The organism is Pseudoalteromonas sp. NZS71 (assembly GCF_015864715.1).
Lineage (GTDB): Bacteria > Pseudomonadota > Gammaproteobacteria > Enterobacterales > Alteromonadaceae > Pseudoalteromonas > Pseudoalteromonas arctica.
Genome location: NZ_JADYWS010000006.1, coordinates 75,532 through 90,420, shown reverse-complemented (window position 1 = coordinate 90,420; position 14,889 = coordinate 75,532). Strand labels below are relative to the sequence as shown.

The following is a 14,889-nucleotide window of genomic DNA, read 5'->3' as shown; positions in this document are numbered from 1 at the left end:
AGCTCGCATTTTTTGTGTCTGTAATAAAAGCGTTGGCTTTAACTTGCTAATGCCGCTTTAACCTTATCTCGGTAGCTACGGCTCACTTTTAATTCTTGGCCATTTTCAAGTACTAATAAATACTCACCACTTACTTGTGTAACCAATTTACTAATTTGTTTTGTATTTACTATTGCGCTGCGATGTACACGCACAAATAACTGAGGGTCGAGCTCTTGCTCAAGCTCTTTCATTGTTTTACGTAGAATATGCGTTTGTCCGTCTTCACAGTGCAAACACATATAGTCACCTGCTGCATCAACCCATTGGATAGTCGCTACTGGTACACGAATAATTTCACCCTGCTCTTTTACAGCAAGCGATTCTGGGTAACGTCTGTCTGTTAGCATATCGCCAGTGGCTAATTTTTTAAGTATTTCTTCGCAATTGTTACCAGTAATACCGGCTACAAAACTCGCTAGTTTTTTCTTATGGGCGTTGTCTTGCTGCGTTTTTAAGTAGGTATGCACTTTTTCTACCGCCTGTTTTAGTCTGTTATCATCAACGGGTTTTAAAATGTAATCGAGAGCATGAATTTCAAACGCTTTTACAGCAAACTGGTCAAAGGCCGTTACAAATACAATCGCTGGTAATGCTTTTGAGCTTTCGCTAAGGGCTCTTGCTACTTCAAAGCCATTCATACCTGGCATTTGAATATCTAAAAAAACCAAATCAATTTTCTCGCTTTGACACATTTCAATTGCATCAGCGCCTGAACTACACAATTTAATTACTTCAATATCAGAGTATTCTTCGAGCCTTACCGCTAAACCTTTTCGTGCTAACGGTTCGTCATCAACAATGAGTGTTTTTATTTTAGTCATTTTTCACAGCCTTCTCAAAAGGTACTCGCAGATTAACTTTTAATCCACTTGGCGTATTATGTGATAATACAAACGAATAATTATTTTCATACAACGTTTTTAATCTATCTTTGGTATTAGCGACACCTACGCCTTGAGCGTTAACTAATTGACCATCGAGTATGTCAGTACCTGGGCCGTTGTCGCCCACTTCTAGTAATAACTCATTCGCAAATACCTGTGCTTTTATATCAATTACTCCACCTTCTGTTAGATGGGCAATAGCATATTTAATCGCGTTTTCTATAATAGGTTGCAAAATTAAGCTCGGTACTAAAGCCTCTTTAGCCTGCTCGCTTATATCTACATTTACCTTTAATCGCTCATCAAAACGTACACGTTCTATTTCTAAGTAAAGCATGAGTGCATGTAACTCTTGCTCTAACGGTACTTTTTTTATTGGATCGGTATTTAATGTATAACGTAGAAAGTCACTTAACCTTGCTACCATTAAGTTAGCATCTTTGTTTTCTTTAACCAAAATTAAAGTAGAAATAGCGTTAAGTGTATTGAATAAAAAATGGGGGTTAAGCTGATACCTAAGCATTTTTAATTGCGCTTCGTGTGCCATAGTTGTGGCTTTTAGTGCTTTTTGTCGCTCACTTTGTAATAACTGATAATATTTAACGCCAAAGTACAAACCACTCCAACATAAAATAATATATACAGAATCTAAGCCTTGCTGCAGGTAATAAAACCACTCCTCTGGTCTATAACCATGGCGGTATATTTCCCACAAATTAAATTTTTGAACGACAGCCCATAAAGTACCTGTTACATAAGAGGCACCAAATACCACAATCATTAATACCCAAGGCGAGGCATTCCAAATTTTACGGTAAATATACCTAAGCGGTACTGTCATTAAGCAACCAGCGTAAGCATTTAATAAAATAACAAATACGTATATATCACGCATTTCAAATACTTTAGAGCCAATATAATTTACTAACGCATAACCAATCCAGCCTGCAATTTGCAAAAGCCAAAAAAAGCGTTGTCTGTTATCGACTAAAGATTGCCAGTTCAAAATAGATGTTTACTCCGTATAGTTAAAGACTAATTCCATAAAATAGGCGCTTGTTATTCTTTATTATTTTTACCTATGTAGCTAATTTTAATAAAATTAGATTGTCTTATTATATAGATTTATGAGTTTGCATAGCACTACAGCCTACCTTGCTTTTTAATAGTCTTACCGCAAACAAATAGTAGATACACTAAAAAAGCGAAAGGTTATTCACCTTTCGCTTTTTAAATATAAATAGCTTTGTGTAAATTAAGCTAGTTCGTCTGATGCTACTTTGTATGTTGGATCTTCAATCACATTCACTTCAACCAAATCGCGTGCTTTATGCAACAACTGCGTACAGTCTTTACTTAAGTGACGTAAATGAAGTTGTTTACCTGCTTTTGTGTACTTATCAGCAAGTGTGTCAATTGCTTCTATTGCACTGTGATCAGATACGCGGCTATGCTTAAATTCAACAATTACATTTTTAGGGTCATTTTTAACATCAAATAACTCTGCAAAGTTTTTAACTGAACCAAAGAAAAGCGGGCCATGTAACTCATATACTTTAGCGCCTTCTTCATCAATATAGTTAGTTGTGTATATGTGCTTAGCATGCTGCCAAGCAAATACTAATGCAGATACAATAACACCTACACATACTGCAATCGCTAAATCGGTAATAACCGTCACACCCGATACAAGTACTATTACGAACGCGTCTGATAGAGGCACCCGCTTCATCATTTTAAAGCTGGCCCATTCAAACGTACCTAATACAACCATAAACATAACACCAACAAGTGCAGCTAGTGGGATCATCTCAATTAAGCTTGAAGCGAATATGATGAACGCAAGCAACATCAATGCAGCACTTATACCCGATAAGCGAGAACGACCACCTGAGTTAATGTTGATCATTGATTGACCAATCATTGCACAACCACCCATAGCACCAAACATACCACAAGTAATATTTGCAGCGCCTTGGCCTATACACTCTTTATTACTATGACCGCGAGTTTCTGTAATCTCGTCAATTAAGCTAAGCGTTAATAATGATTCAATTAAACCAATAGCCGCTAAAATAAGTGCATAAGGAAAAATAATTTGTAGCGTTTCGAAAGTAAACGGCACCATAGGAATATGAAACTGAGGTAAACCGCCTGCAATTGTTGCAGCTTCGTCGCCTGTCATTCCTTTTAAGAAATCAACTACAGTATGCGCTTCTAAGTCCAAACCAATGACTAAAGCGGTCACTGTAATAATAGCGACTAATGTAGAGGGTACAGCCGTTGTTAGTTTAGGTAAAAACTGAATAATAGCCATGGTTAAAGCCACTAAACCAAGCATAATATATAACGGGTTACCCGTCATCCATTCTTGTCCGCCCATACCATCAGGCACTTTAAATTGTCCTAACTGAGCAAGAAAAATAACAATAGCTAAGCCGTTTACAAAACCAAGCATTACCGGATGAGGAACCATGCGGATAAACTTACCGAGTTTAAATACACCCGCGAGTATCTGCAGTATGCCCATGAGCAATACGGTCGCAAATAAATACTCAACACCATGATCAAGCACTAAACTTACCATAACAACAGCTAATGCACCGGTTGCACCTGAAATCATACCAGGGCGGCCACCAAATATAGCCGTGATTAAACCAACGATAAACGCGGCATATAGACCAACTAAAGGTTCTACATTTGCAACAAAGGCAAACGCAACAGCTTCTGGAACTAAGGCTAGCGCCACAGTTAATCCAGATAGAATATCGTTTTTAGCAGAGCTAGGCGCCCTACTGAGTAAGTTAAACATTGAGTTCCTCAAATGGTGTAATGGGTATCAAAAAAGCGCTAAATTCTACCAAATTAGCGCTCAGTTAACAATTGTCATTATATGGTTAAGCTAAACTAAAAGAGGTTTAGCTTTTAAAAGAAGTGCTTTTATAAAGGGAGGGAAGTACTACGTTTTACACATGTCATTGTTACATTAGAATGTACTTCTTGTACGTATTCTAAGCTTAGTAAATTATCGCGTACAAAGTGCTCATAACCTTCTATGCCTTGTGAAATTATGCGTAGCATAAAGTCCATTGTTCCAGCCATGGTGTAACACTCTGTTACTTGATCGTAACTCATTATAAGTTTTTCAAATTCAGCAAGGTTCTTTTTACCGTGATTTGATAAACGCACATGTGCATATACAAGCATATCAAAGCCAAGTTTTTTCTCATCTAAAAGAGCGACTTTGCTTTTTATATAACCATCTTGCTCTAGCTTGGCAATTCGACGCCAGCATGGAGATTGAGACAAGCCTACTTTATCAGCAATTTCTGCGGTTGATAAACTAGCATCTTGTTGTAAAAGTGCCAATATTTGGCGATCTACGTGATTTAGAGACATTTTATTTCTTATTTATCAAATAAACTGGTTAAATTATACAACCATTTTAAAACTCAGTCTGCTTATTTTTAATTTTTATGCAGTTTGCCAAACTTCAAATAAGTAACTTAACCAAACTTACCACTCACAAAAGGATTTGTTTGTTTTTCAAATCCAACCGTAGTGTCGCTCCCATGCCCTGCCAATATTTTAGTATTATCAGGTAAGGTTAGAATATGCGTCTTAATCGACTCTATAAGTTGTTCGCTGTTCCCCTTAGGGAAATCAGTTCGCCCTACTGAGCCTTTAAAAATAACATCACCTACAATAACGCATTCATAGTCTTGTTGATAAAACACAATATGACCAGGTGTATGCCCTGGGCAATGCTTCACTAAAAAGCTAAGTTTACCTACGCTCACGGTGTCGTTATGGTTTAGCCAAATATCCGGATAAAAAGGCTCAATGGGTTTAAACCCGAACATTTGTGCTTGCATAGGTAAGTTTTCAAACCAGAAGTACTCATCTTTTTGTGGGCCAATAATTTGTACGTTAAATTGATTACGTAAAATATCAGCCCCACCCACATGATCTAAATGCCCGTGCGTTAACCAAATAGCACTTAATTCTAGTTTATGCTCATTAAGGGCTGCTACTATTTTATCAGGGTCGCCACCTGGGTCTATGACTACGGCTTATTTAGTTTCACTACACCAAATAATACGACTATTTTGTGCAAATGCAGTGACGGGTATGGTTATAATTTGCATATTAGATTTCTTTACTTTTTTGATCCGGGATAACAACTTCTTCTTCAAATGACATCAATATTGGGTACTTTAAGTACGCTTGATCATAAAATGAACTTTGCTCATATAACCAGTTTAATCTCGCATCAGCGTCGCTTGCGAACGATTTATCTTTAAGCTTTTCATCAAACTTAAGCGCTAGCTTTGGATTGTCCTTTAGCATTTGGCGTGCAAACGGAATTAGTGCATAGTTTTCCATGTACTCAGTACGCTGAAAAATAGTATTAAATTCCCCCCATGCAAAAAACGAATCTGGTGCTTCAGGGTGCAATAAATGCACAGCAAGCTCACCTGCTTTTTGTTGAGTATTGACTTGATACCAACCATCTAAATCTACATTTATAGCAGGGACATAATCAAAACTTGCTGACACTCTAAAACGGCCTTCAAATGGCGCTTTATCAAACGTGTAGTCTGCCACCTTTGCTACTTTTAAAGGCTGTGTGTTTGCCCCTTCAAGTTTATTAATAGAGACACCATGTAACTTTAGTTTCTTAATAATATTGCGATATACAGGCGGAATAAAAAAAGCTTTAGGTACTTCAACTGTATGTTGTACATCTTTTTGCCAATAAATAGGTAAGTCGGTATATGTATGTGCTTTACCCAAATACTTCACTTCATTTTGGCCTGAGAGCGCATTCATGCTTGATGAATACTCAATACCTTTAAACTGCGCAATCGTATCAGCTTGCTTGGAATAGCCACGCTTTACTATTAACTGTTTAGGAACAAATTCCTGTTCTTTTTTTACTGCATTAGCTAATTCATGACTGTGCTTTGATAGCGCAGTAATAGCACCATCTAAAAATACGTAAGTTCCTAATACACGTTGCTTGTAAGGCTTCAATGAATGATTTTCAACTAAAATAGCCGGTAATGACTTTAAATCACCCCAACCATTTGAAAAGCGCGGCGTAGCAACCCACCCCGCTAATCCTTTTTTAAAGTCGCGCTTGTCCATAACAAAAACAAGTGGCCCTGGCATGTGTCCTTGCTTAGCTAGCGTATCGTCAATCAGAGGCTTAAAAAACTGGTTTAGTGCATCAGATACCGCAGGCGACTCGCTTGAAAATACCGGATTGTAGCCATAAGTCACATCGTATTGGTAATCTGCGCCATCGGTTACGTGTACATCAATGTATAAATTTGGGTTGTAGTCGTTAATAACCTTTAAAACACTTCTAACTTCTGGGGTATCTAATTTAGTAAAATCACGATTTAAATTAAGGTTATTAGCATTTGTTCTAAAGCCCATTTTTGTAGGGCCCCGTTGATTGATGCGATTGAATGCACTACTACGTTCGTGTCCATCTACATTTAAAATAGGAATAAATAATATATTTACCTTTTTTAAAATGTCACGGCGCTTACCCGTCGCTATATCTCTAAGCAACATAAACATGGCATCTTTACCGTCTATTTCACCAGAATGTATTCCTGCCTGGATAAAAATAGTTGGCTTAGTGCTATTAGCCATTTGCCTTGCTTCAAAAAAACCTTGTTCACTGGCAATCAACATTTTTATTGCACGCTTGCTATTACTATAGCCAATGGTTTGAGATTGAAACTGAGTAGGGTTTGCAGCAACTAATCTATCTACAAATGCCATTGTATTTGCATAATCGGGCGACGCTTCACCTTCTGACAACTCAAAATCAGTAGTTAACGGCCCTTGTTTTTGTAAAAGCTCTACGCTTTTCCCCTGCCACTCAATTAATGGAGGTAAGTGTGCGTCATACGCCACACTTGCAGATAAAACTAGTAAACTTACAAACATAAAATTCTCTAACAAACGCCTTAATTATATAAATTATATCAACTAAATTTTTTATAATGAGGAAACTGCGGTGATTCAACAAAAAAATGCAGCCAATTACATGTCACTCATTCACACCTGTCTTTTAAGGCTATATAACGTTATTAATGTACAGTAATTCATTACATTACTATTTATACCAACTCGTAAAAATACTTAATCAATTTAAAGGATTACATCTGACGCTAACAGCGCCAAAAATGTCTGATATACGTCTGCATGGATCCAGGAGAGTGAGTAATGATGGAGCAATTGCCAAGAACAACTAAATAGTGAATTTCGCCCTGCTCTAACGTATCTTTTTATCGATAAATAGAGCTAATATAAGCAGATGGGTATTAATTTGAAAAAGCCGATTTAGCTCAGCTATAAAAAAGTGTAAGTTATTAAATTACAGGCACAAAAAAAGGAGCCATAGGCTCCTTTTTAATACTTATATGAAAAAGCTTAAGCGGCTAGGCCTTCTTTTGCTTTTTCTACAAGCGCTGCGAATGCAACTTGGTCATAAACAGCGATATCTGCAAGGATCTTACGATCGATTTCTACAGATGTCTTTTTAAGACCATTGATAAAACGGCTGTAAGACAGACCATTTTGACGTGAAGCAGCATTGATACGTGCAATCCATAATTGACGGAAAGTACGTTTCTTCGCACGACGGTCACGGTAAGCGTATTGACCCGCTTTAGTAACAGCCTGGAAAGCTACGCGGTAAACACGTGAACGTGCTCCGTAGTAACCTTTTGCTTGTTTTAAAACTTTTTTGTGACGTGCACGTGCGACAACGCCGCGTTTAACTCTTGCCATTTCTAAAAACCCCTATTAAGCGAACGGTAACATACGTGAAACTAGACCATGGTCATTTTTATGAACCATCATCTTAGGACGTAGGTGTAACTTACGCTTAGAAGTTTTCTTAGTCAGAATATGACGAAGATGCGCTTGTTTACGCTTGAAACCGCCAGAAGCAGTCTTTTTGAAACGCTTAGCAGCGCCACTGTGACTTTTTAGCTTATAAGCCATTGCAATAACTCCAAATTGTATTGCTTTTAAATTAGTAAGCAGGCGTGAGATATATTTCTATAGCTCCACTTTTAGGCCTAACTTACTGCCATGTTCCGGTGAAGACCCAGCATAAATGCCGCAATCTTACTTTAATACCGGTTAACTCAGGTGAATATTCGCATATTACTTGCAGACCTGAGCTAATTTCGGTGCGTATTATCGCTTAAAAATTATTTTTTAGCAACAGGCGCCATCATCATAACCATTTGGCGACCTTCAACACGATTTGGGAAAGACTCAACTACTGCAAGTTCTTCTAAATCGGCTTTGATACGGTTTAATAATTCTATACCAATTTCTTGGTGAGCCATTTCACGACCACGGAAGCGGATAGTAATCTTAGCTTTATCGCCAGCTTCTAAGAACTTACGTAAGTTGCGAAGCTTAACCTGATAATCACCTTCATCCGTACCAGGACGGAATTTGATTTCTTTTATCTGGATTTGCTTTTGCTTCTTCTTCTGCTCTTTTAGTTCTTTGCTTTTTTCAAAGATGAACTTACCGTAATCCATGATTCTACAAACAGGCGGCTCAGCGTTTGGACTGATCTCAACAAGATCAACACCCGCTGCATCGGCCATAGTTTGCGCGTCTTGTAATGACTGAATTCCAGCTTGTTCGCCTTCAATGTCAATTAAACGAACTTCTTGCGCTGTAATTTCTTCGTTAATACGATTTTTTTGAGCTGTTTGTTGCCCTTTCTTGCCGCCTCTAATAGTACGTTCCTCCAAGAATATCAATAATATAAGCGTGTAATTGGCTGTTTGTTAATGCCTTACACGCTCGATTTTTACTGTCGATTTTTAATTTCTTCGCTAATTTTAGCTACAAAATCATCGACATTAAATTTGCCTAGGTCTTCACCTGTGCGAGTACGCACTGCTACTTCTTGTTGTTCAACTTCTTTATCGCCAACAACAAGCAAGTATGGAATACGCTTCAGTGTATGCTCACGGATTTTAAAGCCAATCTTCTCATTTCTCAAGTCAGCAGCGGCTCTAATTCCAAGTTTATTTAATTTTTGTACAACTTCTTTAACATAAGGAGCCTGTTTATCGGTAATATTCATAATTACCACTTGCTTTGGCGCAAGCCACGTTGGGAATAAACCAGCGTACTCTTCAGTTAAAATGCCAATAAAGCGTTCAATAGAACCTAAAATAGCACGATGTATCATTACAGGTGTACGACGTTCGTTATTTTCTGCTACATAAGTAGCGCCTAAACGACCCGGTAATGCAAAGTCTAATTGCACTGTACCACACTGCCACGCTCTGTCTAAACAATCGTATAAAGTAAATTCAATCTTTGGACCATAAAACGCGCCTTCACCCGGAAGATAATCAAATTCAATATCGTTTAGCTTAAGTGCTTCGGCTAAAGCAAGCTCTGCTTTATCCCACATATGGTCTTCACCAATGCGTTGTTCTGGGCGAGTAGATAGCTTAACTACAATCTTCTCAAATCCGAATGTTTCATATGTATCATAAACCATCTTAATACACGCTGAAACTTCGTCCATTATCTGCTCTTCGGTACAGAAAATGTGAGCATCATCTTGTGTAAAGCCACGTACACGCATTAAACCGTGTAGTGCACCTGATGGTTCATTACGATGACAACAACCAAATTCAGCCATACGAAGTGGTAAATCACGGTACGATTTTAAACCCTGGTTAAAGATCTGCACGTGTCCTGGGCAGTTCATTGGTTTAATCGCGTATTCACGCTTTTCAGACTCAGTGGTAAACATTGCTTCTGAATATTTTTCCCAGTGACCTGATTTTTCCCAAAGTGAACGGTCCATCATCATTGGACCTTTTACTTCTTCGTACTCATATTCGCGTAACTTTTCACGTACAAATTCTTCAAGCTCGCGGTAAATGCTCCAACCATCGTTGTGCCAAAATACCATGCCTGGCGCTTCTTCTTGCCAATGCCATAAATCAAGCGCTTTACCAATACGGCGGTGATCGCGTTTTTCAGCTTCTTCAAGGCGTTTTAAATACGCTTTAAGTTGCTTTTTATCGCCCCACGCTGTGCCGTAAATGCGTTGTAGCATTTTGTTTTCTGAATCACCACGCCAATATGCACCCGCAACTTTCATTATTTTGAAGTTTTGGCAAAATTTCATGTTAGGAACGTGAGGTCCACGACACATGTCTACATATTCTTCGTGATGATATAACCCTGGGCGGTCATCTTTAGCGATATTTTCGTCCAGTATTTCTATTTTGTATGTTTCGCCACGCGCTTCAAATGTATCGCGTGCCTCTTGCCAGCTTACTGTTTTTTTCACTACGTCGTAGTTGGTTTTTGCAAGTTGCAGCATACGCTTTTCAATTGCTTCAAGATCATCTTGTGATAATGAATGTTCCATATCGATATCGTAGTAAAAACCGTTATCAATGGTAGGACCAATTGCCATTTTTGCGTCTGGGAAAAGTTGCTTAACTGCATGACCAATTAAGTGAGCACAAGAGTGACGAATGATTTCAAGGCCGTCATCGTCTTTAGCGGTAATGATCTCAAGACGAGAGTCTTCACTAATTAAATCACATGCATCAACACGGTCGCCATTAACACGACCCGCAATGGTCGCTTTAGCTAAACCAGGGCCAATATCGTTTGCAACATCAAGCGTGCTTACAGGGTTTTCAAAACTACGTTGACTTCCGTCTGGAAGAGTAATAACTGGCATTATAAATCCTTGCTACAGTGGTGACACCTACAATGTATCACGTGTATTTTTAATAAATTAAATGAGAATGACTCGACAACGCTTTTACGAATAAGCATTGACTAATAAATGTAGATGCAGAGTCTATTCATCTACAAAGATATATTGTCGCGTGCTGCGCATTTAATTACAAGTTTTAAGGGGTGAAATCCACCCGTTTTGAGCACAAAATGTAACTTTTAGAGCAAAAAAAATCATTTCATTAAAATATAAAAGCATCAACGCACTAATTACGCACCTACAACTATACCTACACTCGCATTTTAATGTGTGTTGCGTATAATACTGCGTAATTAAGTTATTTTAGAGAATAGACATGAGAACATGTGGTGTAGAAATTACCGGTAGTGATGTACTACTTTGTATTTTAAGTAAAGATAATGACGTATTTGATATTCGCGATGTGCGCCAAACACGCTTTACCTTAGGTAACGGTAACGACACTGAAGTAATGCGTAAATTTCAATTCGATTTTGCAAAACTAATGCAAGATTACCAAATTGATTCTGTTGCAATCCGTGAGCGTCAGCCTAAAGGTAAATTTGCTGGCAGCGCAAAGGGATTCAAAATGGAAACTGCGATTCAATTAATCGACAATTTAGACGTACGTTTATTTACCACAACTGAAATTAAAGAACAGGTAAAGCGTAATCCTATTCCTATTGATTTTGAAGAAACAGGCCTTAAAAAGTACCAAGAAAATGCTTTTGTAAACGCTTACGTTTACATAATGAAAAAAACATACCGCAGCGACGAAATGTAAAGTTATTGCTCGTTTAAAAACGCGTACTTACAGTGTAAGACGCGTTTTTTTGTATCTAAAAAACATGATTAGATTTTATTAATCTAATAATACATTAGTCTAACTGCACTTCTCTTTGTCGACAATATGTGTTTATTTTAACTTTGTAGTTTACATAACTCACACACATTTTCATGGAGAGAGCAATGCACACACACACTATTGCGGTAAAAGAAGTAGAACAAATAAATCACTTACCGTTATCGCAAAGCTATTTTAAAGGTATACAAAGCACACCTTTAACAAATTCAACTATAGGCGAGTACTTTGACTTTATTGTCGACAAAAATCCAGAGGCGTTAGCTGTTGTAGTTCATCACCAGGGTATTCGCTTAACGTATAAAGAATTTCAAAAAGAAGTTAATCAACTTGCTATGGGCTTACTGGCCCTTGGTGTAAAACCAGGAGAGCGCGTTGGTATTTGGTCTCCTAATAATATTGAATGGTGCTTAACCCAATTTGCAACAGCCAAAATTGGCGCAATAATGGTGTGTATTAACCCTGCATATCGCCCTAACGAATTACAATACGCTTTAAATAGTGTTGAATGCTCTACTCTAATCACAGCATCAAACTTTAAAGGCAGTGATTATTTAGAAATGCTCAATGGTTTGGCTCCAGAACTTGCAACTTGCGATAAAGACACACTTAATTTAAAAGCACTGCCCACTCTTAAAAATATAATCCGCATTGGCGATGAAGCATCTCCTGGTATGTACTCTTTTAACGATGTTATTAACTTGCCAACATCGGCACATGAGCTTGAATTAAAAGCAATAGGTGCAAACTTAAATGCTGAGCAAGACATCAATATACAATTTACATCAGGCACAACAGGCAACCCAAAAGGCGCAACGCTCACTCATAAAAATATTTTAAATAATGCGCTATTCGTCGCCGAATCTATGCACTTTACGAGCGATGACAAGTTATGCATCCCTATCCCGTTATATCATTGCTTTGCAATGGTATTGGGTAGCTTATTGTGTGTTAGTAAAGGTGCAGCAGCCATTTATCCAGGCGATTCGTTTGATGCAAAAACCACACTAGATGTAGTTCAACAAGAAGGATGTACAGCGCTGCACGGTGTACCTACTATGTTTATTAGTGAGCTTGAGCTAAGTAATTTTAACGATTATGAATTAAGTACTTTACGCACGGGTGTAATGGCAGGCTCTACATGCCCAGAGCAAGTAATGCGCAAAGTACAAACACAAATGAACATGCATCAAGTACTGATTGCTTACGGGCAAACTGAGTGCAGCCCCATAAACAACATTACCGAAACAGACTCTTCAATAGAGCGGCAAGTAACGACGGTTGGCCGCGCACTTGCCCATACCGAGGTTAAAATTATTGACGAGTTGGGTAACATTCAACAAATTGGTCAACCTGGCGAAGTGTGTAGTAAAGGTGCAGGCATAATGCGCTGCTATTGGAATGACGATGCTAAAACAAAAGCCACAATAGATGAAAGTGGTTGGCTACACTCTGGCGATTTAGGTGTCATGGATACAGAAGGGTTTGTCACTATTGTTGGCCGTATTAAAGATATGATTATTCGCGGCGGCGAAAACATTTACCCTCGAGAAATAGAAGAAGTGCTTTACACCTACCCGGGCATTCAAGATGCTGCCATATTTGGTATAACAGATGAAAGGTATGGCGAGGAAGTGTGCGCTTGGATCCAACCAAAAGAAGATGCTGTACTTGATGAGCAAGCAATTCGTGAGTTTTTAAAAGACAAACTAGCCTACTTTAAAATGCCACGACATATCCGTTTTGTAGAAAACTATCCAATGACAGTAACAGGTAAACTGCAAAAATTTAAAATGCGCGAGCAAATGCAAGAAGAGCTAAGCGACAAAGCCTTCTCCTAATTTTTCTCTACAAAAAATCTGAACTCTGAATAATAAATCTACCTCAAGTAACGATTAAAAAGCACAGCCAATCGGCTGTGCTTTTTGTATACTAAATTTATTATAAATCTAACATTCTCTTTTTTAAACGTTCTAAATCAATCGCACTCGAGCGCACTGTTAATTTAATATGGCTGTATTCATATTCTTCTTTAACAACACTCATACTAGATCGAATTTCGCCCACGATACCTTTGGCTGTGTACGGTATAACAATCTCTTCTTCAATCATGTCCTCTTGAGCAATGCCAATAATGTATTTGTGCAATTTACTAATATCATCTGGATTACGCGTAGAGGTCATCATCGCATCAGGAAATTCATCCATTAGCGACTGCTGCTGCTCAGTACTTAATTGGTCTGACTTATTCAGTACTAATAATTTTTTGCTGCCTTCCACCCCAACTTCTGCCAGTACTTTATGTACTACTTCAAGTTGTGAGCGAAAAGAAGGATCTGAAGCATCTACAACATACAGCAATAACGACGCATCATGTGCCTCAGCGAGCGTTGAATGAAATGAAGCCACCAAATCATGAGGTAATTTTTTAATAAAACCAACCGTATCTGAAACCAATATACGTGGCTGCGTAATCGGGTACAGTGCGCGAACAGTCGTATCTAGCGTTGCAAAGAGTTTATTTTCGCCTTCTACATCACTACCTGTAATTGCGCGCATCATTGATGACTTGCCCGCATTGGTGTAACCAATTAAAGCCACTGAAAATAGCTCAGAGCGCTGCGTACGTCTGTCCATCATTACATCTTGAACACTAACAAGCTCACGCTTTAATTCTGCTAATTGATCGCGCACCTTACGGCGATTTAGCTCAAGTGTGGTTTCACCCGCTCCTTTACCCATTTGGCGTTCTTTATCACCTGTTGATGTTTCACGAAGCCGTGGCGCTACATAATTAAGGCGAGCAATTTCAACTTGTAGTTTTGCAGTTTTAGTACGCGCATGACGGCTAAATATTTCAATGATAATACCGGTGCGATCAAATACTTCCACACCCAGCTGGTTCTCAACATTACGTAGTTGAGAAGGCGTTAAATCACAGTCAAATACCACTACATCGGCGCATGCAAAATCAAGTTCGTCTGATGGAATTTCTGACGATATTTCGGTTAAAGGGTCTTCATCAAGTAAATCATCTTCTTGCTCGTCTTCAACCATCCCTTTATTACCTGTAAGGTGAGCTATTTCAGCTAATTTACCTGAGCCCAGTACATTAACTTTTTGAGTTGAGCTTTGCTTTTGCGATTGCGTACCTACTACTTTAAATCCTAACGTGGTCACCAAACGAGCAAGCTCTGCAAGCGACTCTGTTGCTTCGTCACCTTTAAATTGTGGTGTACTAATAGAAATAAGTAACGCATTAGGAAGTGATGGTTTTGCAGTTAGTTGCATAATTTTTTGTCTTAATGCAC

At 38.4% G+C, this 14,889-nt stretch carries 12 protein-coding genes and 1 pseudogene; 2 read left to right on the top strand and 11 right to left on the bottom strand.

Translation table 11 applies throughout. From position 1 onward, the window contains the following. Positions 1–38: 38 nt before the first annotated feature. From I6E85_RS05650 to thrS, 10 genes and pseudogenes are all read right to left on the bottom strand, one after another. Positions 39–863, bottom strand: coding sequence for a LytTR family DNA-binding domain-containing protein (locus I6E85_RS05650; RefSeq protein ID WP_007582688.1), 825 nt, complete (start codon positions 861–863; stop codon positions 39–41). Further along, positions 856–1,932 (bottom strand): sensor histidine kinase, encoded by a 1,077-nt coding sequence (locus I6E85_RS05645; protein ID WP_007582687.1) that lies wholly within the window; start codon positions 1,930–1,932, stop codon positions 856–858. Before I6E85_RS05645 ends, I6E85_RS05650 begins: the two co-directional genes overlap by 8 nt. Before the next feature lie 249 nt (positions 1,933–2,181). Beyond that, the gene (locus I6E85_RS05640) at positions 2,182–3,738 is read right to left on the bottom strand and encodes a SulP family inorganic anion transporter (protein ID WP_024590134.1); all 1,557 of its coding nucleotides are present in this window, start codon (positions 3,736–3,738) and stop codon (positions 2,182–2,184) included. Between the two features lie 128 nt (positions 3,739–3,866). Beyond that, positions 3,867–4,325, bottom strand: a complete 459-nt coding sequence (locus I6E85_RS05635; RefSeq protein ID WP_007375323.1) for an Lrp/AsnC family transcriptional regulator — start codon at positions 4,323–4,325, stop codon at positions 3,867–3,869. A gap of 107 nt (positions 4,326–4,432) precedes the next feature. Further along, a pseudogene (locus I6E85_RS05630) lies at positions 4,433–5,074 on the bottom strand (MBL fold metallo-hydrolase). 1 nt (position 5,075) lies between these two features. Continuing rightward, entirely contained in the window at positions 5,076–6,893 is a 1,818-nt protein-coding gene (locus I6E85_RS05625) for a M14 family metallopeptidase (RefSeq protein ID WP_197236702.1), read from the bottom strand. Positions 6,894–7,379: 486 nt separating this feature from the next. Then, positions 7,380–7,739, bottom strand: a complete 360-nt coding sequence (gene rplT, locus I6E85_RS05620; RefSeq protein WP_002960711.1) for a 50S ribosomal protein L20 — start codon at positions 7,737–7,739, stop codon at positions 7,380–7,382. 15 nt (positions 7,740–7,754) lie between these two features. Continuing rightward, a complete protein-coding gene (gene rpmI, locus I6E85_RS05615; protein ID WP_002960713.1) occupies positions 7,755–7,955 on the bottom strand; it encodes a 50S ribosomal protein L35 in 201 nt (66 codons plus the stop codon). Between the two features lie 212 nt (positions 7,956–8,167). After that, a complete protein-coding gene (gene infC, locus I6E85_RS05610) occupies positions 8,168–8,728 on the bottom strand; it encodes a translation initiation factor IF-3 (RefSeq protein WP_002960714.1) in 561 nt (186 codons plus the stop codon). Positions 8,729–8,787: 59 nt separating this feature from the next. Next, the gene (gene thrS, locus I6E85_RS05605) at positions 8,788–10,698 is read right to left on the bottom strand and encodes a threonine--tRNA ligase (protein ID WP_007582683.1); all 1,911 of its coding nucleotides are present in this window, start codon (positions 10,696–10,698) and stop codon (positions 8,788–8,790) included. Positions 10,699–11,053: 355 nt separating this feature from the next. Here thrS and I6E85_RS05600 point away from each other — a divergent pair, with 355 nt between their 5' ends. Both I6E85_RS05600 and I6E85_RS05595 read left to right on the top strand, forming a co-directional pair. Further along, positions 11,054–11,500 carry a DUF3010 family protein gene (locus tag I6E85_RS05600; protein WP_007582681.1) on the top strand — a complete coding sequence of 149 codons (447 nt, stop codon included), beginning with the start codon at positions 11,054–11,056 and terminating at the stop codon, positions 11,498–11,500. A 185-nt stretch (positions 11,501–11,685) separates the two neighbouring features. Further along, the gene (locus I6E85_RS05595) at positions 11,686–13,419 is read left to right on the top strand and encodes an AMP-binding protein (protein WP_197236701.1); all 1,734 of its coding nucleotides are present in this window, start codon (positions 11,686–11,688) and stop codon (positions 13,417–13,419) included. A 100-nt stretch (positions 13,420–13,519) separates the two neighbouring features. On the opposite strand, the gene hflX is transcribed toward I6E85_RS05595, so the two are convergent. Continuing rightward, the gene (hflX, locus tag I6E85_RS05590; protein ID WP_197236700.1) at positions 13,520–14,869 is read right to left on the bottom strand and encodes a GTPase HflX; all 1,350 of its coding nucleotides are present in this window, start codon (positions 14,867–14,869) and stop codon (positions 13,520–13,522) included. Between the last annotated feature and the right edge of the window lie 20 nt (positions 14,870–14,889).